The organism is Peptostreptococcus sp. MV1, from assembly GCF_000758885.1.
GTDB lineage: Bacteria > Bacillota > Clostridia > Peptostreptococcales > Peptostreptococcaceae > Peptostreptococcus.
Genome location: NZ_JRNB01000120.1, coordinates 15192 through 35534 on the forward strand (window position 1 = coordinate 15192; position 20343 = coordinate 35534).

Here is a 20343-nt window from a genome sequence, read left to right on the forward strand (position 1 = left end):
TAATTTGGCGAGGCTAGTCCTCGCTAAATTTAGATAGGTCGGATTATAAGGAGGATTATAAAAATGGCAGAATTAATGAAGACTCCACCCCACAATCTTGAATCAGAACAATGTGTAATAGGTTCTATAATCATGGAAAGTGAAACTATCATACCTGTTGCAGAGATACTAGACAGGGAAGACTTTTATATGGATGCCCACAAGGTAATCTATGAATCCATGATAGAACTGAGCAACGAAAGAAAGCCAATAGACATAGTTACCCTATCAAACAGGCTAAAGGAAAAAGGCTACTTGGACCAGGTGGGTGGTATAAACTACCTTACATCTACAACTAATATGATACCTACTACATCAAATGTTAAGGTATATGCCGAAATAGTCAAGAAAAACTCCATATTAAGAAAACTAATAAGTGCATCAAACGACATTATCAGTATGGGATACGAAGCCAGTGACAACCTTGACGATATCCTAAACAAGGCTGAAAAAAAGATTTTTGATATCTCGCAGGACCGTATGAGCGAAGACTTCAAGCCTATCAGCGAAGTTTTGACCATCGTTACAGCCATGATAGAAGACGTCTACAGCAAGGGCTCAGACCTAACTGGACTTGATACAGGCTTTATAGACCTCAACAAAAAACTAGGTGGATTTCACAAGAGCGACCTAATCCTAATTGCAGCAAGACCTGGTATGGGTAAGACTGCCTTTGCCCTAAACCTAGTAGCCAATGCAGCCATCAGGTCCAAGGCTAGCGTGGCTGTATTCAGTCTGGAAATGTCAAAAGAACAGTTGGTCCAGAGACTAGTATCATCCCAATCTAATGTTGCTCTAGACAGCATCAGCAAGGGTAAGATAGCTGATGATGAATGGAAAAAGCTGACAGATGCCATGACAGTCCTATCATCATCAAAGATATACATAGATGATACACCCGGAATCAAGGTATCAGAAATCAGATCCAAATGCAGGAAGCTAAAATTGGAAAAGGGACTAGACATGATCATGATAGACTACCTCCAGCTAATGGAAGCAGATGGACGCGCTGAAAGTAGACAGCAAGAAGTATCCAAGATATCTAGGTCATTAAAGATATTAGCCAAGGAGATGAACTGCCCTGTCATAGCCTTATCACAGCTATCAAGAAATACAGAAAGTGGCAAGGACCACACTCCTAAGCTATCAGACCTGAGAGACTCTGGAGCCATAGAGCAGGATGCTGACATAGTAATGTTCATATACAGGGATGAATACTATACAAAGATGGAAACTAAGAAAAAAGACCTGGCAGAAATAATCATAGCCAAAAACAGACACGGTGAGCTTAGCAACATAGAATTGGTATGGATAGGAAAGATACAGAAGTTCTCCAACAAACTAAAAGCTATCAAGTAAAACACTACATATAGATTTTTCGAAAAAATAATATATTCAGATATTGAATATATTATTTTTTTATGCACTTTTATAGATACTAATGGGTATATATTATGAACAAGGTTAATAATATAGAACCAAAAATATATAAAAAGTAGACTTATTCACAGAAAATATGTTCTTTTCAACAGATTTCTGTGGATAAGTCTTGGTTTGTGTGTTAATAGCTTGATTTTATAGTATTTTTTACTCTCATAAATCCACAAGGTTATTAACATTTTCTGTGGATAAACTCTATAAAAGTTTTGGATAACTTTTATCTAAATCTGAGATCATTTCCATAAAAATCATAGATATGAAAATTTCCGACTATTCTGGAAAGAGTTCTATCAGTATAAAGCTTACCTATCTGTGCTATATCTAGATTTGTAGAAATGATTACTTTTTTTCTAGAATTGAGCCTAGAATTTAATATGTTAAATAACTCTGCACTCGTAAAGCTATTTATCATCTCTGTTCCTAGGTCATCTATAATCAACAAGTCACAAGTAAATAGATTCTTATAATTCTCCTCGTCACTATCTGTATAGTATTCAGTCTTGAACTTATATCTTTCTATTATATCCATAAGGTTGAAGGCAGTCTGGTAGATTACAGTGTAGCCCCTGTCCATTATCTGCTTGGCTATACAACTACACATAAAAGTCTTACCCTGGCCTGTTGACCCCCTAAAAAGTAGGTTATTGTCTGCCTTATTCGCTGCCTGTTTGTCAAAATTATTAACATAATCTTGGACACTATGGAAGATGTTTTTGATATTCTCCCTAGGACTGACCTCACATCCATCTTCTAGTTGGTCAGAAAACATACTAAAATCAAAGTTGTCAAAATTATCCTCATTAAGTATCTGTTTGAGGTTAGACATTTCATAGGAATCGTTAAGTATCTTTTGTTTTAGACACTTACACTGGTCGCCATCTTCTAAAAATCCAGTATCCTTACATATCTGACAGTCATATTCCATACTCATATAGGCTGGATCTATATTATTGGCCTGCATAATAGCCCGCTTATGCCTAATAAGGTCCTTCTGTCTAGCTTCAAGGACCTTGATCGCTTGTCCTGTAGGATCCACAAGTATAGACTTGGCCATCTCTATTCCCAACATTTGTATCTCTTTGTTGAGTTGGGCAAGCTGGGGATAAGTGGTATATATTTTATTTACCCTCTCTTCCAGTTGGGTTGCATGAAGGTCCCTCTTGTCTTGGTATTCCTTCATTATATTTCTCATCTTTTCACTATTCATACAATCACCTGTTCTTGTTTAATTCTCTTACCATATTGTTTATCTCGTCATCGCTATACTTGTCTGATATGCTCTGCGTAAAATTATGGAACTTGGTCCTAGTACTTGCCATAGGTTGGCTAGCCTTCTTTTTTGACTTCACCCCCTTAACTATCTTGGCCTTGGCAAAGTCTTCTTCAGCCTTTTTGAGGTCGGCTAGGGTCCTTATTCCCTTGCTATCCCATGCCCTAATTATAGAGTCAAAGTACTTTATATTTGGATTTGATGTATTTATAGATTTGGCACAGGCCTTCAAGACTAGGTCCATTGGCATGTGGTATTCATAAAACCACCTATCTATAGCTTCCTTTTCCCCTTCTGTTGCTGTCCTATTAAAGCCCAAGGCCCTAAATACAGCCTTGTAATTTTCTGCCTTTTCCTGCCTAAAATCATCCTGAATTTTCAAGTCATCTAGGCTAGTTATAGACTGGTCAAACCAAGACCTCAAAATTCCGATTACATAGTTTACAGACTTTATCTTGCCATGGTCTCTTATAGACCTCTCAAAGGCTTCTACAACCATTTTAGGTGACATATTATACTTCTTACTAGCATCTAATATATCTATCTTTTCATTTGGAGTCAAGATTCTAGATGCCAATTCTTCAATTCTATTATACATAGACACATACTCCAATGAAGAAGCATCTTCTATTGTAGAGTACATGCTGGTTTCTTGGTCATCTAACCCCTTGTCCCCTATGAGATTCTTTATATACTCCACCTTTATATCCAAAAACTCTACTGCCATACGGTCATCTAGAGTGTGAATCTTGATGGCACCCATATCTTCCCAAAACTGCCACGCCTCCATAACCTCTTTTTCAGGTATACCAAGTGTAGATGATATAATCTCATTTGTCAGATCTCCACCCCTTAAACCATTATAAAAATAGGCCTCTCTATAGGCTAGTAGGTATATCTTTACCTGGTTACCACTAGCTATAGGCATAAACATATCAAAAAATATACTGGGTATACTTATATCACTATAGGTTTCATCGTCAATTGTCTTAAAAAACATAGGCTTCACTCCTTTCCTTACTTGTGGTAGGGTTGGCCACTATTTATCCTGAAAGCCCTGTAGACCTGCTCCAAGAGTATGAGCCTCATCAGCTGGTGGGGGAAGGTCATCTTGGAAAATGACAGCTTCATATCCGCCCTTGTCAATACCATATCAGCTAGACCTAGAGATCCGCCTATAACTAGGTATATATGACTGACACCTGTCAGGCTCAACCTAGACATATGCTCAGCTAGGTCTTCTGATGACATAGACCTACCATCTATGGCTAGGGCTACTACATAGGCCCCGTCCTTTATCTTTGATAGAATAGCTATTCCCTCTCTATCCTTGACCATGGTCATCTCTTTGTCACTCAAATTTTCCGGAGCCTTCTCATCATTCACTTCTATTATTTCCAGCTTGCAGTACTTAGACAACCTCTTAGAGAACTCTTCTATACCAAGCTTTATGTATTTTTCCTTTATCTTTCCAACAGATACAATACTAATCTTTATCATATTTACCCTCATATCCCATAATTTGTTAGCCATGACCTAGCCACCGTGGTCAGTCTATATAAGCTTGTCAAAGTTAACTGACCTCAATCCAAATTATTAATTCTACTTGTTGACCTGATATACTCTTGATATATCATCTCTCATCAATACTTCCAACTGGACATCCTTGCCTATCTTCATTTTATTTTCTGTTAATATATAATTAGATGTTTCGTATGCCAGGGCTGGAAAATTATTTTCCCTACTCAAGTGGGCCAGTAATATATCTTCAGTACCATTCTTTATCAGGTCTACAGCAAATTTGGCCGCATCTTCATTTGATAGGTGACCAGTATTTGACATGACCCTCTTCTTAAGCCTATATGTATAAGACCCCATCAGTAACATCTCCTTGTCGTAGTTTGACTCTAATACTACTAGCTTGGACCCCAATATATTTGCCCTGATTTCGTCTGATATATGACCTGTATCCGTTGCTATAGACAGTTTTTCATCCTTCTCATTAAATAGACTAAATCCCACAGGATCAGCCGCATCATGGTTTATAGAGAAGGGTTTGATACATATATCACCAAGATCATAGGCCTTGTCATTATCAAAGATCATGACATTAGACTCCTTTACCTTACCTATCTTGGATTCAAGGGCCATCCAAGTTTTGTAATTCATATACATGGGTAGGTCGTACTTCCTAGATAGGACACCCAATCCCTTTATATGGTCAGAGTGCTCATGAGTTATAAAAATTCCCCTCAACTTGCTTATATCTACATCTATATCTTCAAGCCCCTTGGAAATCCTCTTACCACTCAGGCCTGCATCTATTAAAATATTTGTATCCTTGTAGCCTACATAGTGGCAATTTCCACTACTACCGCTACCGATAGAACAATATTTGAGCATAAAAACCCCCTTTTCTTTCTTAACTAATTCATATATACCATTATAAAGCAAAAGACTAATTTTATCCACAGAACATTTAAGGTAAAAAGTCTTATTACAAAAAAAACACCTTGTATCATGACTTAAACTAGCAGACTTTTACCTGTCCTATCATATATAGGCTAAATGGAGTAGGGAGGACTTTCACTAGAGACTGACGGCATGCCCGTCATACCTAAAGAAAGGGCTAGAGAACAATCCCTAGCCCTTTCATATTTTGTTTTTATTAGTCCATTACTGAGAAATCTTCTTTTGTAACACCGCAATCTGGACATTCCCAATCATCTGGAATATCTTCAAATGCAGTTCCTGGAGCGATACCTGAATCTGGATCACCTATTTCTGGATCATAAACATAGCCACATACATCACATACATACTTCTTCATCTTAAAAGTCCTCCTAATTATTTGATTTATTAATTTATTTTTTATTGTTTGATGTTAGTATTATACCCACCAAGCAATATAAATAACAGTTTCTAGGTAAAAAATCAATCATTTTCCATATTTTTTATACAATCCGGACAAACACCTACAAACTCTAGATTATGTCCAGTTATTTCATAGCCAGTTTTAGCTGCTATATCATCTTTCATATCTTCAACAGGACACATCTCTATATATGTCGATTGACCACATACCTTACATGTCAAAATATGATGATGCAAATCCTTACAAAGTTCATATATATTATTACCATCTAGTAATATTTGCCTTGTCAGAATCTTGGCATCAACCAAGGCTCCTAGGGCCCTATATACTGTTGATAGGTTGATATTTACATTCTTCCTAACCTCATGGTATATATCTTCAGCTGTCATTGGCTTTTCTGAATGCCTTAGGCAGTTTATTAACTCCATCCTCTTCTTAGTAGTCTTCAGATTTGCAGCCTTCAACAAGGCATAATTTTCTTTTCTATGATTATCCTTAGAACAAGAACAAGTATTAGTCATAGAAGCCTCCTTTCATATATTGCATTTACTTAATTATATCACATTAATCACATAAATACCTGCTTTCTATACCCAAATTAAAAATATATATGACATAAGTTCTGTATATATATATAAATGCAAAAAAATCGCAATTGATTATTGACAAATCTCTCCTAAAAGAATATACTCTAAATAGAATTATGAAAATGCCAAGCTTTTGCATTTAATTTTAAGTTTAAATACGTTCAAATCGTTATAAGGAGGATTTTATGAAAAAAATAGGACTTAAATTATCTGCAGTCCTACTAGCTACATCTTTTGCCCTAGCAGGCTGTACAGGTGGCAAGACTGCAAATTCAACAGAAAAGAAGGACGGAGAAAAACTAAAGATCTATACTAGTTTCTACCCAATGTATGACTTTGCCAAGAAAATAGGTGGAGACAAGGTTGAGGTAACTAACCTAGTACCTGCTGGTACAGAACCACATGACTGGGAACCATCTGCCAAGGATCTAGCCAAGATATCAGAGGCAGACCTACTAGTATACAGTGGTGCTGGTATGGAATCTTGGATAGAAAAGTTAGACGAAACTACAAAGGATAGTAAGTTAGTCAAGGTAGAAGCTTCACATGGAGTAGACCTAATTAAGTCTGAGCACCATCACGATCATGAAGATGCTCACGATCATGAAGATGCTCACGATCATGAAGATGCTCATGAGCATGAAGACGAACACAAGGACGAAGATAAGGATGCCAAGGAAGAAAATCATGAGCACGATCACGAAGACGCTCACGAACACCACCATCACGGTGCCTATGACCCACATGTATGGTTAGCTCCTCAGAATGCCAAGATAGAAATGAAGAATATCAAGGATGCCCTAGTAAAGGCAGATGCAGCCAACAAGGACTACTATGAAAAGAACTTTGAAACATATTCAAAGAAGATAGACGAACTAGACAACAAGTTCTTAACTAGCCTAAAAAACACAAAGAGCAAGAATATAGTTGTATCACACGAAGCCTTTGCTTACCTATGCAAGGCCTATGGTATCAAGCAGATCGGTATAGAAGGCCTATCACCAGACTCTGAACCAGATGCAGCTAGAATGGCTGAAGTGACAAAGTTCGCCAAGGAAAATAATGTAAAGTATATCTTCTTTGAAGAACTAGTTAGCCCTAAGGTATCTGAAACTATAGCCAAGGAAGTGGGTGCAAAGACAGCAGTCCTTAATCCACTTGAAGGTCTATCTGAAGACCAGCTAAAGGCTGGAGAAGACTACTTCTCAATTATGGAATCTAACCTAAAAGTATTGTTAGAAGCATTGAATGCTTAATCAAATTACTGTATAATTATATATGAAAACATATGAGAGGCGTTATTTTTAATAATGCCTCTTTAATTTAAAAATTTTTTAGTCTTCCTTAAAGGTTGACTGATATAAAATTATAAAGGACAGGTTGAAAATAAAGTATCAACCTAGATAAGGTGGGAATCGTGGATAAAATTATAGAAATAAAGGATATGTCCTTCAAATACGACAAGGACTACATACTAACAAGTATCAACCTAGATGTAAATAGAGGAGACTTTGTTGGTATAATAGGAGCAAATGGTACGGGTAAGTCTACCCTGCTAAAATTAATATTGGGCCAGCTAAAGCCAAACATAGGCACTATTAGCGTCTATGGCAATCCAGCTTGGTCCAACAATAGAACAGGAAAAATTGGCTACGTAGCTCAAGTTGGTCTGTCAAGGGGAATGGACTTTCCTGCAACAGTCGGCGAAATAGTCATGCTAAACATGTACAAAGACATAGGTCTCTTCAAGTTTCCTAAAAAAGAGCATAGGAAGGCGGTAAAAAAGGCTCTTGACACAGTCGGTATGCTAGACTATATAGACAGGAGATTTTCAGATCTTTCTGGCGGCCAACAGCAGAGGGTAATAATAGCCAAGGCCATAGTAAACAAGCCGGAGGTCTTGATACTCGATGAACCTACAACTGGTATAGACCACAAGTCTGAGGAAATACTATACCAATTACTAGACAAACTAAATCAGGAAGATAATATCACTATCTTGATGATCTCCCACGACCTAAGAAAGATAAAAGAGCACTCCAACAAGCTAATTGAACTGGAATGCTTTGAAAAGGAGGTCAACTGATGTTTGAAATGTTTGAATTTGAATTTATGAGGAGGGCCTTTTTGGTCGGTCTACTCCTAGCAACCATAATACCATGCATAGGAACAATCATCGTCCTAAAAAGGCTATCTATGATGGGGGATGCCTTGTCTCATACATCCCTAGCCGGTGTAGCAGCAGGGCTCTTGATAGGGGCCAACCCTATAGTGGGGGCCATTATAGTTACAGTTGTAGCTGGCTTTGGTATAGATTTTATCAGGAAGAAATTCCCCAAGTATTCAGAAATATCAATAGCCATCACCATGTCGGCAGGTATAGGTCTGGCCGGTGTCTTATCTGGCTTTACAGATAGTTCGACAGGATTTAGTAGCTTCCTCTTCGGTAGTATAGTGGCAATTACAGACTTTGAGCTTTATCTAGTTGTCATCCTGTCCATCTTGGTCATGCTCGCCTTTATCCTCCTATACAAGGAGCTGATGTATATAGCCTTTGATGAAGATGGAGCTAGATTGGTAGGTATACCAGTCAAAACTGTCAACTTTATATTTACAATACTGACAGCCCTAACCGTATCTATCGCTTCTAGGACCGTCGGTACCCTGATAGTATCCTCAATAATGGTAATACCCGTAGCTTGTGCCATGAGGTTTGCATCAAGCTACAAGATGACAGTAATCCTATCAATCTTGTTTGCCCTAGTATTTACAGCAATAGGCTTGACCCTGTCATTCTATGTTGGTCTCAAACCAGGAGGAACTATAGTCCTATCCGGAGTCCTTACCCTTATACTACTAATGATATTTAAAAAAGATTAATAAAATATAAAAAGAAGGTCATACCCCAAGTATTTAAAAATATGGTTCTGACCTTCTTTTTATCAAATTTTTAAGTTAACTTTTTTACTTGGCTTTTTCTAGCTTGATACAGTAGCAAACATAGCTAATATTCACTGTCGCCATTATAGCTAATAGGGTAAATACCAAACCTAGGTTGATATCCATAATTACAGATAGGAATAGGAGACCTATTGTTAGGCCGAAAATCAACTTAGATGTTGTTTCATAGGCCTTAAAGCCTGCCTCGTGCATAATAGACTTTTCTCTCTCATCAAAGCTGGCAATCAAATCCTTCTTAAAGCTCATATCATATACATCCCCACGTTTTTCAGGGTAGGCTTTTTTCATATCTTCAACCATTCTATTCTGTAATACTGTAGAAACTATTACAACAAGGAAAAGAATAATAAGTGTTGCCAAAGTCTGCCACCTGTGTGGATTTAATAAGATTACTTTTGCTGCTGGTATCAAAAGTATAAGGCTCGTCATCATAGCAAGGCCAGTTGCACCCATAGCCATTGACATAATATCTTCGTCATATACTTCATCCTCTCTGGCTACAGATTTTATAAATCTCTTTCTACCTATGCCCGCTAATACAAGAGTTATAACAAAAATACTTAAATTGGTGATGGCATATATCTCAAAAGCATATGTCTCTATGAACTTACCTATATTAAGTATACTATTGTGTATAAGGTCAACATTACCACTAGTTACAAATCCGATTATACCACCTATAACAGCTCCAACACACATATATATTATTATCCATACAAAACTCTTTTTCTTTTTTTCTTTGCTTCTTTTAGTCATTTTCTTCATCCTCCTCATATATAAATATATCCTCAACACTTACATCGAATAATTTTGCCAACTTTAGGCATAGGGTAATTGATGGGTTGTAGTCACCCCTCTCAATTAAACTAATAGTCTGTCTTGACACATCAACTAATTTACTCAATTCTTGTTGATTAATCCCCTTCTGAGCCCTATATTCTTTCAACTTGTTCAATAGTGGCATGACCCTCCTCCTTTTCTAATAACTTGCTTGTAATCAATAGCCTGCAAAATATGTTCATCATATAGTTAATCTTTGTTTTTTAATATTTGACAAATATTTTTGTCATTATTATAGGGTATGACAAGTATACTTGTCAATACTTTTTGACAACTTTTTTTGTCATTTTTTAAAACCCAGTAAATCAATTTTACACGCAAAAAAAAACCACTGGAAATCCAGTGGTTTATGTTATGTTTACTCTATAGATTTTTTACTATTACTCAACTGTATATGGTAAAAGTGCTACGTTTCTAGCAAGCTTAATTGCCTTTGTAAGCTCTCTCTGGTGCTTAGCGCAAGTACCAGTGATTCTTCTTGGAAGAATTTTACCTCTTTCAGTAACGTACTTTTCTAACTTCTGTACGTTCTTGTAATCTATCTTAGTGTTTTTGTCAGCGCAGAACTGACAAACTCTTTTCTTCTTACGTCTTTTCTTGTTTATCATGACTTTCACCTCTCCTCTTATTAAAATGGAACGTCGTCGTCATCAACAGCAGAGAACTCAGAAGGACTTACTACTCCACTTGGTTCAAACTTAGGAGCATCGTATTGTCCTCCAGCGTTTGACATATTTTTGTTCATAGCAGAACTCTTGCTTTCCAGTGCCTGTATATTACGACCAGCGACCTTTGTGAAGCTTCTCTTTTCTCCATTAGATGTTTCATACCTATCAACTCTGATAGAACCCTGAACACCTACTAATCTTCCTTTTGTTACATAGTTAGCACAGAATTCAGCAGGCTTACCCATAAGCTCTACAGGTATAAAATCTGTAGTGGTAGAACCATCCCTATTCTTGTAATCCCTATCAATAGCCAATGTAAATGTGGCTACTGGTGTGCCAGATCCCGGAATATATCTCAACTCTGGATCTCTAGTTAATCTTCCAACTAAAACAACATTATTCATATTAACACCACCTATTAGTTTTCATCTTGTGCAACTATGACATGTCTTATAACGTCTTCGCTTATCTTTAATCTTCTGTCTAATTCCTTTGGAAATTCAACATCAGCCTTGAAGTTTACTAGTGTGTAAACACCCTCTCTAAACTTCTGGATTGGATAAGCTAACTTTCTACTTCCCCAAATATCAACTTCGCCAACTTCGCCATTAGTTTCAGTTATGATATCCTTGATTGAGTTTAGTACAGCCTCTCTTGCTTCGTCATCAAGTGTTGGCTTTACAATATAAAGTAATTCATAAGCTTTCATTCTTTTCACCTCCCTTTGGACTATACGGCTCCGAGAACTATCGGAGCAGAGACGAGAATGCTTAAATTCTCATACCAAATTATTTTACAACATTTATAGACATTAGTCAATAGTTTTACACTATTTAGTTATATATAGACCTTTTTATTTTTTGGAATAAATTTATTTACCATCTTAAAAGCGCTTATCCATTTGATCATGTAGAGGTTGTCATGATTCTACCATAATATAGGCATTTATCACCATAAAAATAAGCCTTTTGTAAAAATAAATATATTTTAAAAAACAGCACCGAATATATATCCAGTGCTGTTTAATATCATAAATTAAATTTTGTTACTTTTTATATTATAGAGATGATATAGCTTCGTGAAGAGCCTTACCTAATCTCTTTATACCTTCAACAATCTTGTCTTCAGGCATGCAAGAGTAATTCAATCTGAAGTGGTTAGCATTTCCACCGTTTGGATAGAATGGTTCACCTGGAACGTAAGCAACGTTATTTGGAAGAACTACGTCCTTCATTAACTGAGCTGCATCTATACCTTCTGGAAGAGTTACCCATGTGAATAGACCACCGTCAGTTCTAGTGAATGTAACACCTTCTGGGAAGTATTCATCCATAGCGTCTAACATAATAGTTCTCCTCTTACCGTAAACAGCCTTAATCTTTTCAACGTGAGCGTCTAGGTCGAACATTTCTATAAACTTAGCCATTTCCATCTGAGAAATAGTAGAAGCCTGTAAGTCAGATGACTGCTTAGAAATGTTGAACTTCTGAAGTATTTCTGGAGAAGCAGAAACCCAACCAAGTCTGAATCCTGGAGCAAATATCTTTGAGAATGTACCAAAGAATAATACCAATCCCTTTGTATCATAAGACTTCAATGATGGGAATATTTCTCCTTCGAATCTTAGTTCACCATATGGGTTATCTTCAGCTACTGGAATTTCATACTTGTTGATGATTTCCATAAACTGCTTTCTTCTTTCTATTGGCCAAGTTCTACCAGATGGGTTCTGGAAGTCTGGTATAACGTAGATAAACTTAACATCTGGATTTTCAGAAAGAGCCTTTTCTAATTCAGACATTATCATACCATCACCATCAGTTGGTATTTCTATAAACTGAGGACCATAAGCCTTAAACGCATTAAGAGCACCTAGGTAAGATGGACTTTCAACGATTATCTTGTCACCTTCATCAAGGAATACTCTACCCATGAAGTCCAAGCACTGCTGAGAACCGTTAGTTACAAGTATACTATCAGCTGTAACGTTAGTGTGAAGCTTTCTGTTCATTCTTTCAGCTATAGCCTCTCTTAGTGGTGGGTAACCATCTGTTGCAGAGTACTGCATTGCTGCCTGACCCTGTTCATCTAGAACTGCTAAAGCAACTTTCTTCATTTCTTCAACTGGGAATAGCTCTGGAGCTGGTAATCCACCTGCGAATGAAATAACTTCTGGGTTAGAAGCTAATTTAAGGATTTCACGTATTGCTGATCCTTCTGCATTTTCTAGTCTTTTTGCAAATTTTACTGCCATTTTAAAAAGCACCTCCATTTAAATAAAAACAAAATATATTTTAATCCACAAACTGTGTTTGAATTAATTTGTGAATTACAAACTAATTACTAAAGAAGCCACATAAACTATCTTCGCTATAGGAACTTCTTTATCCTTCTTTCTGCTGTCTCCCTATCCAACATAATAATCCTCCCACAACTATTACACTTGAATTTGACATCTGCACCAGTTCTTGTAACTGTAAATTCCTTACAACCACAAGCATGTTGTTTTTTTAATTCAACAAGACTGCCAACCTTAATATCTAGTGGCATAACTAGTCCTCCTTACTATTATATTAGCATGAGCCAGAGATTTTGTCACCAGTATTCAAAACGTTTTCTAGGCATATAAAAGAGCAACCAAACGTTTGCTTAGAATATAAACAACAAAACTCAAACTGTACAGGTATAGTCTTCTTACATACCTATAGGTATATAATATCATAATATTTCCATTATTTGAACATTAAATCTAAAATATTCTATAGTTTTTTTGTATAAATTTTATACTGGTCGAGTAATATGGTATAATATAAGTGTAGGAATCTGATGTATACTTATATCTGGCATATTCAAGTCAAAAATAAACCTAGAAAAATTTTTATTTTTATAAGCTGCATATTTTTATATTTGTTGAAATTTTACCAGATCATGTATGAATTTAGAGGGAGGAATAAATAATGAAAATAAATAAAAAGATAAGAATGATAATTTTATCAACTGCTCTAGTATTTGGTTCTGTATTGCTAACTGCATGCCAGGATAATCAAAAGACTACTAATGACAAGGACCAGACTCAAACAAGTGAAAATCAGACAAATGCTGAGGAAACTATAGACACTAGTAGTCAGAATACCAAGGACGAAGAAAAAAAGGATCAAACTGAAAAAAATAAGAAACCTATGAGTGATGTCAAAAAAATTGACAAGAAGAACAATAAAAATACTAAAAACGTAAAGCAAGCTAAGATAGTCTATTACACATTTGATATCAACACTGAAAAATTGACAGAAAATACCAAGCAGGTGGACGAGGTCAGTGTTGGAAATATAGTCAAGGCCATGGTAGAGAAAAAGATGCTACAGGCTGGAACAGAGGTAAAAACTGCCAAGGTTACAGAAATAAATGGAGTTAAAACTCTTGTAGTAGATATGAATGACAAGTTTGTAAACTTTGATCAAGGAGCAACATCAGAATCCCTAACACTAAGGTGTTTCGCCAACAGCCTAGTAAAGACATTCAAGGTCGAACAGGTAAAATTAAGTGTAGACGGACAGAATTATTCAGGTGGACACATAGCTCTAAAGGATGGCGAATACCTAAAATACAAGTAGATATGTAAGGGGGAGTAGACTCTGCTCCCTTTTAAAATTAGAAAGGAATAAATACTATGAAATATGATGAACAAATATACAGACCACCAAAGGAATACAAGTCACTCCTACTACAGGTGACTAGTGGCTGTACCCACAACAAGTGCAAGTTTTGTGGTATGTACAGGTATACAAACTTCAAAATGGAGAGTCTTAAGCAAATCGAATCTGACGTGATAGAAGCCAGTCAACACCCCTTCTATAGGTCTACTAAGAGGGTATTTTTATTAAATGGTAATCCATTTGTCCTAAAGACAGAAAGACTCTTAAAGATAGCTGAAATAATCCATAGACACCTTAAAAATGTGGAGGTAATCACCACATATGCAGCTGTAAAGGACATTGAAAGCAAGACGGATGATGAGCTTAGACAGTTAAAGGAAGCTGGCATCAATGACCTCTATATCGGTGTGGAAAGTGGCAACCAGGATGCCCTAGAATTTATCAACAAGGGCAATACTGTCGATGAGGCTATCAGGGAAATGAAGAGACTGGACAAGTTTGACTATAACTACTATGCCATGATCCTGACAGGTCTAATGGGAAGAGGCATAGACAAGGCCATAGAAAATGGTAGAAAAACAGGCAAGATGCTCAGTCAAGTCAATGCCAGGGGGGTATTCCCTATGTCTGTAACCCTAGTGCCTGGTACTGAACTATGGGAGCTATATAGAAATGGTGAGTATGAAGAGGCCAGTGAGTATGATAGGCTGGTAGAGCTTAGGGAGATTATAGACAATCTCTTGCCGGAAAAGACCGCTCTGATATCTTCTGCTCATAACTCTAATACCATGTATATAAAGGGTATAGTGCCACCTGATAGGGAAAAATTACTGAAACAGATAGATAAGATTTTAGAAGAAGCATCACCAGAAGAAATGCAGGAGTGGATTGATAGAAGGAGTATTCTTTTGTAGTTTTGATTTTTGATATTGAATTGAACACTAAAATACCCTTATTCTTAACTAGACTTAGAATTTGCAATTTCATAAGCTTGACTCGTAAAAATCCCAATGTACTTAGTACTCGGAATTTTTTCCTTCGTCTTCGCTTTGATATTGCTTAATTCTAGTCCTATTCTTATCAATAAGGGTTATTTTGTGTTTTATTTTTAAATAGGCCTTTTTATCCTGTATTGTCCACAAAATCATCGGCTACTCCCGGCCTTTTTATGGTCTTTGCTGAGGATAATTTTATGTCCAATATATCCAAACAGAATTCCTAAGATGGCTCCTGCCAAGACGTCACTAGGGTAGTGTACATAGAGGTAGAGCCTTGAAAATCCTATTAGTATGGCGAGTATCAGGGCTGGTAAAAACAACTTGTTCTTCCTGAAAAATAATACTCCTACTGCTGTAAATGATATAGATGTATGGCCTGATGGAAAACTAAAGTCAATGGGCCTATTTATCAAAAGTTCTATTGATGTATTTATATGACAAGGCCTAATCCTTCCAACCATTGGTTTTAGGAGGATATTACAGACTATTACGTTCATTGCCAGGGATATAATCATTGCAAAACCAATCTTCCTTGTTTTTTTAGATAGGAGTAGGCATATGGATAGGATTATCCATATTATACCTAGGTTGGCTAATTTTGTTATTGGAGGCATTATATAGTCCATAAATCCGTTTCTCATATTAGCCTGTATAAAATCTAAAATTATAATATCTAAATTCATTTATTCACTGCACCTCTCTGGGTAAAATCTATAAACATTGGACATACCGAATTTATCCTATTATTCTTGTTCATATTAACCCCCTCAAACATAATACAAATTATAAGTAAAGCATCTTATAGCTAATCTACTAATCTACTAATCTACTAATCTACTAATCTACTAATTATTGTATCATCCATGTTCATCAAGCCTAATATATATCAATATCTCAAAAGCTGGTCCAAGACCCTCTTCCTATCCTCGATAAACATTTTTGTAATAATATAAGACTCTGTATCCTCATAATCACACTTATTTATTCCATTCTCATCAAACAGAAGTATTTCAGCCCCAGGCAAACCCAAAATAATAGGCGAGTGGGTGACAATTATAAACTGAGACCCCGCCTCTACACACATCTGTATCTCCAATAAAAGACTCAACTGTCTCTGTGGTGATAGGGCTGCTTCAGGCTCGTCCAAAATATACAAACCATTGGGCTTGAACTGCTTTTGTGCTAGGTTGAAAAATCCCTGACCATGTGATTTTTCATGATACTTCTCTGATGGGTGGGCACTATCGGAATAATCCATTTCCTTACTAGCCACGTTGTAAAAAGATTCTGCCCTCAAAAAGTATCCCCAACCAGCCCTGTTAAGCCCCTTAGACATACGTATGGCATCGTAAAGTTCAGAGTGAGAGTCATAGGTGGAAAAATAATAATTCTTAGTTCCACCTTCAGGATTAAATCCCCAACTAATGGCTATGGCCTCAAGCAGGGTAGACTTACCACTGCCATTTTCACCAACAAAAAATGTAACTGGACTCTCGAAGTCAAGCCTATCAAAGCCCTTCAGGGCTGGTATTTGACGAACATAACTATCCTGGTCTAGCATGGACCAGTCAATCTTAATAGACTTTATAAAGTTTTCCATACCACTTTCCCCACTAAAATATATGCAAACTATATCAAAGAGTCATTTTCCATCACAAAAGGCTTGGATGTAGGCTGGTCAAATTCCACATCATACTTTTCCATTAAATATCTCTTCAACTGACCCTTATCTTTGAACTTATTAAACCTGTATGGCTCCTGAAAGGCAACCTTCTCTACAAAATAAATTCCATCTTCGGACTTGAGCATTATGCCTACATGACCTATAAATAACTTGTCATCGCCCTTTTCTATCTGGCTGTGAAATACCACAGACACTAGGCTTGCCTTGTCATTTTTGGCAAATTTAATCCCTCTAGCATCCCATTCCTTTTTTAATATTTGATAGTGCTTTTTTATATCCTTGGTCTCAACAGTCTTTACTCCGCTAAATATCTTCTTAAAGCTATTAAGTTCCTTGTCAGTCTTGGCGGCTGAATTATCGTCACCCAAAGACAGTAAGTCGATAGCTATATCATCCGTATTATCAATAACCTTGTCTCCATCTACTTTAATATAGTCACCGAAAATTCCATATGATGTTATTCTACAATTATAACCCTCAAAGTCACCATTTTTCTTCTTCCATTGGTCCTGCATTTGGTAGGGATCATATTTAACATCTTTAACACCAGCACTCTCAAGTCCATTTGACAAGGACTTCTTATCGACACTAGAATTAAACTGGTCTAAATGATTAAAAAACACATCTTGCCTAGACCTTGATATGCCAGCCTGGTCAAACAACTTGACAAGCAGGTCTCTGCTGGCCTTATCACTTATATTTGTATAAGTGACCTTAAATTCACTGCTAGCACCATCCTTTTCAACCGAACCAGACTTACTGCTAGATAATGACTGGTCCTTATTACTGATACCCTCATTATTTTTTTTATTTATACTGCATCCCGTCACCATAAATAGGCAGACTGACAGTATACACATCTTCTTTAATCTCTTATACATAAATTTTCTCCCTCTATTTTAAATTAATGTTTTTCCATTCCTATACTCTTTATACTTATTTATTACTATGCTAATATATAAAGCTTAATAAAATCATATAAATTGAGCCATATATACAGGCAAATAAAGTGTTGACTCCTTAAAATCCAAGTCTTTTGTATGAAGCACTATTTTTTCTCCAACCCTAGAACTATACTTATCACAAAAGTCATCAAGAGATTTATGTTTCCTATAATTTGATGACTTAACCTCCATTGGAGTTATTTTGCTACCCTTAGAAATAATAAAATCAATTTCATAATTTCTCTTTTTTACCCTGTCATAGTAAGTATGATAGTAAAGCTTATAGCCCTTGCTTGCCAGTATCTGGGCAACTACATTTTCATATATAATGCCCAAATTTGCAGGCAACTTATCACTTAATATTTTCCTATATATTTCATTTTCTGTAAAATCCTTATCCTTAAACATCAAGGTAACCAAAAGTCCCGTGTCAACACTATATAACCTAAAATGACTTAAATCATATGAACTAGAAAGACCTATATTGGGATCTTGTAAATTATATGAAGCCAGAACTGTCTTTGAAAAAATCAATTCTGTAAGCTCATTATCAACAGTAGATTTCCTATCATTTGGCAATACACTAGAAATTTGATATGACTTAGTATGCTTATTTAATTCATTTGGTATAGACTCGTATATAGCAGATATCTTTCCCTTGTCATCTATCTTATAAAAATCCTGCTCATAAAGATCTATAATATCCCTCTTAATCCTATCAACTTTCTCTAAATTATTGGATTCAAGATACTCCAATACAGACTGAGGCATTCCACCTACTAATATATATAAACGAAACTTTCTTAGTATTTCCCTATTTACCACCTGACCTAGAGATTTTCTTTCTTCAAAAAAAGACTTTAATATCTTCATTGTTCCCATATCACCTATAGCCCACAAGAATTCTTCAAAATCCATAGGGTACATCTGAATCCTTCTTTCCTCACTTGGGATTAAGATATCTTTTACATTTTTATTTATAGATATTAGAGATCCTGTTTCAATATAATCATATCTACCATCGGCAACCAGTAACTTTATTGCCTGCCTAGCCCTAGGATTAAACTGAACCTCATCAAAAACTATGAGAGATTTTCTTTCTTCTAATCCAACCCCATATAATAACTGCAATTGTAGGAAGAAATAATTTAAATCATTCATATTTAAAAATAAGTCCTGTACATCAGCTGATGCAAAGGCAAAATCTATTATTATATAGCTTTCATATTCATTTTTAGCAAACTCTTCAACTATTGTTGACTTTCCAATTCTCCTTGCCCCTTCTATAAGTAGAGCTGTTTTTCCATTTGATTCATTTTTCCAGTCCAATAATTTATCATATATTTTTCTTTTAAGCATTAACTCCTCCAAATCCGACTATAAAAAAGATCATATTTACCACAAATACGACAATACTATACTTGTATTTTACCACAAATACGACGATATTATAATCAATTTTTCTACCCCTTCGTGTCCACCTTTACTTTAGCATCAATTTTTTTTAATAAGTCAAAGAGACACTTATTAATGGATTAATGCTTACATTCCAAATAGAGCATAAGTATTCGTGTATCAACCATCTCCATATATTCAATTTTCCATCCATTTTCCTCAATAAAGCTAACATAACCATCCTTAGACCACTTATGCTCAAAACTAACCCCCAGCAAACTTAAAAAGCTAGTCCAAAGATTTGACTTGAGGCCACCGCTCATATTTACAAAATTAGGGGCTATCAAGATACCACCTGTCTTCAAAACCCTCCTGACCTCACTAAGGGCCTTGATTGGTTCCGGCATTATATGAAGGGCGTTGGCTATTATGACAATATCGTAACTAGCATCAGGGTAGGGAAGTAGACCTGCATCAGCAAATTCAAAACGTAAATTATCTGGATTTAATCCCCTACTAGCCACCTCTAGCATCCCTTTTGAATAGTCTGTAGCCACCATACTCTTTGTATAAGGAGATACATATCTAGCTAAACTACCAGTACCACAACCTATCTCCAAAACAATCTTATCCTTGACAGTATTAGAAATAAGTTCATACATATACTCATAAGCCCCTCTATCAGACCTCATAAATAAATTGTAAAAAGGCGCACACAAATCCCAAATTTTCTTGCCCATAAGGACCATTCACCTCCTATAGTATTCCCTCATCTCAATATCGACTGTATCAAGAGAAGAGAAATAAAAACTTTATAATAGTAATATTTATAATCAAATTATATCAAATACTCCTTATATTTCATATATACTATTTCAATTTACACGAAAAAATAGGGGCAATATATTTAGGATAGTTAAAGGAAATAGATATAAAAAGGTTCTATGTCAAATAACGTTGGTGATAATTTAAATCAATAAAATCTATTA

At 36.0% G+C, this 20343-nt stretch carries 23 protein-coding genes and 1 pseudogene; 6 read left to right on the forward strand and 18 right to left on the reverse strand.

The genetic code is table 11. The features are described 5' to 3' along the window. Positions 1-63 precede the first annotated feature (63 nt). Positions 64-1398, forward strand: coding sequence for a replicative DNA helicase (gene dnaB / locus HMPREF1639_RS08645; RefSeq protein ID WP_036765641.1), 1335 nt, complete (start codon positions 64-66; stop codon positions 1396-1398). A gap of 298 nt (positions 1399-1696) precedes the next feature. Here the strand turns inward: dnaB and HMPREF1639_RS08650 are convergent, their stop codons facing one another. From HMPREF1639_RS08650 to HMPREF1639_RS08670, 6 genes are all read right to left on the reverse strand, one after another. Next, positions 1697-2686, reverse strand: coding sequence for an ATP-binding protein (locus HMPREF1639_RS08650; RefSeq protein ID WP_036765643.1), 990 nt, complete (start codon positions 2684-2686; stop codon positions 1697-1699). A gap of 4 nt (positions 2687-2690) precedes the next feature. Next, the gene (locus HMPREF1639_RS08655) at positions 2691-3749 is read right to left on the reverse strand and encodes a DnaD domain-containing protein (RefSeq protein ID WP_036765645.1); all 1059 of its coding nucleotides are present in this window, start codon (positions 3747-3749) and stop codon (positions 2691-2693) included. Positions 3750-3766: 17 nt separating this feature from the next. Further along, positions 3767-4246, reverse strand: a complete 480-nt coding sequence (gene rlmH / locus HMPREF1639_RS08660; protein ID WP_036765690.1) for a 23S rRNA (pseudouridine(1915)-N(3))-methyltransferase RlmH — start codon at positions 4244-4246, stop codon at positions 3767-3769. A gap of 105 nt (positions 4247-4351) precedes the next feature. Then, on the reverse strand, positions 4352-5152 hold the full coding sequence (locus tag HMPREF1639_RS08665) for an MBL fold metallo-hydrolase (protein ID WP_036765647.1): 801 nt from the start codon (positions 5150-5152) through the stop codon (positions 4352-4354). 265 nt (positions 5153-5417) lie between these two features. Next, on the reverse strand, positions 5418-5579 hold the full coding sequence (gene rd / locus HMPREF1639_RS09165) for a rubredoxin (protein WP_084572506.1): 162 nt from the start codon (positions 5577-5579) through the stop codon (positions 5418-5420). A 104-nt stretch (positions 5580-5683) separates the two neighbouring features. Further along, the gene (locus HMPREF1639_RS08670; protein WP_036765650.1) at positions 5684-6145 is read right to left on the reverse strand and encodes a Fur family transcriptional regulator; all 462 of its coding nucleotides are present in this window, start codon (positions 6143-6145) and stop codon (positions 5684-5686) included. Positions 6146-6396: 251 nt separating this feature from the next. On the opposite strand from HMPREF1639_RS08670, the gene HMPREF1639_RS08675 reads away from it, so the two are divergent. From HMPREF1639_RS08675 to HMPREF1639_RS08685, 3 genes and pseudogenes are all read left to right on the forward strand, one after another. Then, on the forward strand, positions 6397-7467 hold the full coding sequence (locus HMPREF1639_RS08675; protein WP_036765653.1) for a metal ABC transporter substrate-binding protein: 1071 nt from the start codon (positions 6397-6399) through the stop codon (positions 7465-7467). 251 nt (positions 7468-7718) lie between these two features. Next, positions 7719-8297 (forward strand): annotated as a pseudogene (locus HMPREF1639_RS08680) (metal ABC transporter ATP-binding protein); the annotation flags it as partial. An 8-nt stretch (positions 8298-8305) separates the two neighbouring features. Then, on the forward strand, positions 8306-9091 hold the full coding sequence (locus HMPREF1639_RS08685) for a metal ABC transporter permease (protein WP_036765693.1): 786 nt from the start codon (positions 8306-8308) through the stop codon (positions 9089-9091). A gap of 84 nt (positions 9092-9175) precedes the next feature. Here the strand turns inward: HMPREF1639_RS08685 and HMPREF1639_RS08690 are convergent, their stop codons facing one another. The 7 genes from HMPREF1639_RS08690 to HMPREF1639_RS08720 form a co-directional block, all read right to left on the reverse strand. After that, complete coding sequence (locus HMPREF1639_RS08690) at positions 9176-9928, reverse strand: DUF3169 family protein (protein WP_036765658.1); 753 nt, start codon at positions 9926-9928, stop codon at positions 9176-9178. Beyond that, the gene (locus tag HMPREF1639_RS08695; protein WP_036765660.1) at positions 9921-10136 is read right to left on the reverse strand and encodes a helix-turn-helix transcriptional regulator; all 216 of its coding nucleotides are present in this window, start codon (positions 10134-10136) and stop codon (positions 9921-9923) included. Before HMPREF1639_RS08695 ends, HMPREF1639_RS08690 begins: the two co-directional genes overlap by 8 nt. Before the next feature lie 256 nt (positions 10137-10392). Continuing rightward, entirely contained in the window at positions 10393-10620 is a 228-nt protein-coding gene (gene rpsR, locus HMPREF1639_RS08700) for a 30S ribosomal protein S18 (protein WP_036765662.1), read from the reverse strand. A 20-nt stretch (positions 10621-10640) separates the two neighbouring features. Beyond that, the gene (locus HMPREF1639_RS08705; RefSeq protein WP_036765664.1) at positions 10641-11084 is read right to left on the reverse strand and encodes a single-stranded DNA-binding protein; all 444 of its coding nucleotides are present in this window, start codon (positions 11082-11084) and stop codon (positions 10641-10643) included. Between the two features lie 14 nt (positions 11085-11098). Further along, positions 11099-11389 (reverse strand): 30S ribosomal protein S6, encoded by a 291-nt coding sequence (rpsF, locus tag HMPREF1639_RS08710; RefSeq protein ID WP_036765667.1) that lies wholly within the window; start codon positions 11387-11389, stop codon positions 11099-11101. A gap of 348 nt (positions 11390-11737) precedes the next feature. Beyond that, on the reverse strand, positions 11738-12934 hold the full coding sequence (locus tag HMPREF1639_RS08715; protein ID WP_036765670.1) for an aminotransferase-like domain-containing protein: 1197 nt from the start codon (positions 12932-12934) through the stop codon (positions 11738-11740). A 116-nt stretch (positions 12935-13050) separates the two neighbouring features. Further along, a complete protein-coding gene (locus HMPREF1639_RS08720; protein WP_036765672.1) occupies positions 13051-13230 on the reverse strand; it encodes a DUF951 domain-containing protein in 180 nt (59 codons plus the stop codon). Between the two features lie 407 nt (positions 13231-13637). On the opposite strand from HMPREF1639_RS08720, the gene HMPREF1639_RS08725 reads away from it, so the two are divergent. Together HMPREF1639_RS08725 and HMPREF1639_RS08730 are read left to right on the forward strand one after the other, a co-directional pair. Continuing rightward, entirely contained in the window at positions 13638-14291 is a 654-nt protein-coding gene (locus HMPREF1639_RS08725; protein ID WP_036765674.1) for a GerMN domain-containing protein, read from the forward strand. 56 nt (positions 14292-14347) lie between these two features. Beyond that, positions 14348-15247: a radical SAM protein gene (locus HMPREF1639_RS08730; protein WP_036765676.1), complete on the forward strand. Its 900-nt coding sequence runs from the start codon at positions 14348-14350 to the stop codon at positions 15245-15247. A gap of 230 nt (positions 15248-15477) precedes the next feature. On the opposite strand, the gene HMPREF1639_RS08735 is transcribed toward HMPREF1639_RS08730, so the two are convergent. The 5 genes from HMPREF1639_RS08735 to HMPREF1639_RS08755 form a co-directional block, all read right to left on the reverse strand. Then, positions 15478-16014, reverse strand: coding sequence for a phosphatase PAP2 family protein (locus tag HMPREF1639_RS08735; protein WP_036765678.1), 537 nt, complete (start codon positions 16012-16014; stop codon positions 15478-15480). 203 nt (positions 16015-16217) lie between these two features. Continuing rightward, the gene (locus HMPREF1639_RS08740) at positions 16218-16931 is read right to left on the reverse strand and encodes an AAA family ATPase (protein ID WP_036765681.1); all 714 of its coding nucleotides are present in this window, start codon (positions 16929-16931) and stop codon (positions 16218-16220) included. 29 nt (positions 16932-16960) lie between these two features. Further along, positions 16961-17896, reverse strand: a complete 936-nt coding sequence (locus HMPREF1639_RS08745; protein ID WP_052045493.1) for a DUF4300 family protein — start codon at positions 17894-17896, stop codon at positions 16961-16963. A 93-nt stretch (positions 17897-17989) separates the two neighbouring features. Beyond that, a complete protein-coding gene (locus tag HMPREF1639_RS08750) occupies positions 17990-19318 on the reverse strand; it encodes an ATP-binding protein (protein ID WP_036765684.1) in 1329 nt (442 codons plus the stop codon). A gap of 176 nt (positions 19319-19494) precedes the next feature. After that, the gene (locus HMPREF1639_RS08755; protein ID WP_036765704.1) at positions 19495-20094 is read right to left on the reverse strand and encodes a class I SAM-dependent methyltransferase; all 600 of its coding nucleotides are present in this window, start codon (positions 20092-20094) and stop codon (positions 19495-19497) included. Positions 20095-20343 lie beyond the last annotated feature (249 nt).

Bases quoted from the DNA above. Each gene is read 5' to 3' on its own strand.
- dnaB (WP_036765641.1), top strand. From the start codon at position 64: ATGGCAGAATTAATGAAGACTCCACCCCACAATCTTGAATCAGAACAA.
- HMPREF1639_RS08650 (WP_036765643.1), bottom strand. From the start codon at position 2,686: ATGAATAGTGAAAAGATGAGAAATATAATGAAGGAATACCAAGACAAG.
- HMPREF1639_RS08655 (WP_036765645.1), bottom strand. From the start codon at position 3,749: ATGTTTTTTAAGACAATTGACGATGAAACCTATAGTGATATAAGTATA.
- HMPREF1639_RS08665 (WP_036765647.1), bottom strand. From the start codon at position 5,152: ATGCTCAAATATTGTTCTATCGGTAGCGGTAGTAGTGGAAATTGCCAC.
- rd (WP_084572506.1), bottom strand. From the start codon at position 5,579: ATGAAGAAGTATGTATGTGATGTATGTGGCTATGTTTATGATCCAGAA.
- HMPREF1639_RS08670 (WP_036765650.1), bottom strand. From the start codon at position 6,145: ATGACTAATACTTGTTCTTGTTCTAAGGATAATCATAGAAAAGAAAAT.
- HMPREF1639_RS08675 (WP_036765653.1), top strand. From the start codon at position 6,397: ATGAAAAAAATAGGACTTAAATTATCTGCAGTCCTACTAGCTACATCT.
- HMPREF1639_RS08685 (WP_036765693.1), top strand. From the start codon at position 8,306: ATGTTTGAATTTGAATTTATGAGGAGGGCCTTTTTGGTCGGTCTACTC.
- HMPREF1639_RS08690 (WP_036765658.1), bottom strand. From the start codon at position 9,928: ATGACTAAAAGAAGCAAAGAAAAAAAGAAAAAGAGTTTTGTATGGATA.
- HMPREF1639_RS08695 (WP_036765660.1), bottom strand. From the start codon at position 10,136: ATGCCACTATTGAACAAGTTGAAAGAATATAGGGCTCAGAAGGGGATT.
- rpsR (WP_036765662.1), bottom strand. From the start codon at position 10,620: ATGATAAACAAGAAAAGACGTAAGAAGAAAAGAGTTTGTCAGTTCTGC.
- HMPREF1639_RS08705 (WP_036765664.1), bottom strand. From the start codon at position 11,084: ATGAATAATGTTGTTTTAGTTGGAAGATTAACTAGAGATCCAGAGTTG.
- rpsF (WP_036765667.1), bottom strand. From the start codon at position 11,389: ATGAAAGCTTATGAATTACTTTATATTGTAAAGCCAACACTTGATGAC.
- HMPREF1639_RS08715 (WP_036765670.1), bottom strand. From the start codon at position 12,934: ATGGCAGTAAAATTTGCAAAAAGACTAGAAAATGCAGAAGGATCAGCA.
- HMPREF1639_RS08720 (WP_036765672.1), bottom strand. From the start codon at position 13,230: ATGCCACTAGATATTAAGGTTGGCAGTCTTGTTGAATTAAAAAAACAA.
- HMPREF1639_RS08725 (WP_036765674.1), top strand. From the start codon at position 13,638: ATGAAAATAAATAAAAAGATAAGAATGATAATTTTATCAACTGCTCTA.
- HMPREF1639_RS08730 (WP_036765676.1), top strand. From the start codon at position 14,348: ATGAAATATGATGAACAAATATACAGACCACCAAAGGAATACAAGTCA.
- HMPREF1639_RS08735 (WP_036765678.1), bottom strand. From the start codon at position 16,014: ATGAATTTAGATATTATAATTTTAGATTTTATACAGGCTAATATGAGA.
- HMPREF1639_RS08740 (WP_036765681.1), bottom strand. From the start codon at position 16,931: ATGGAAAACTTTATAAAGTCTATTAAGATTGACTGGTCCATGCTAGAC.
- HMPREF1639_RS08745 (WP_052045493.1), bottom strand. From the start codon at position 17,896: ATGTATAAGAGATTAAAGAAGATGTGTATACTGTCAGTCTGCCTATTT.
- HMPREF1639_RS08750 (WP_036765684.1), bottom strand. From the start codon at position 19,318: ATGCTTAAAAGAAAAATATATGATAAATTATTGGACTGGAAAAATGAA.
- HMPREF1639_RS08755 (WP_036765704.1), bottom strand. From the start codon at position 20,094: ATGGGCAAGAAAATTTGGGATTTGTGTGCGCCTTTTTACAATTTATTT.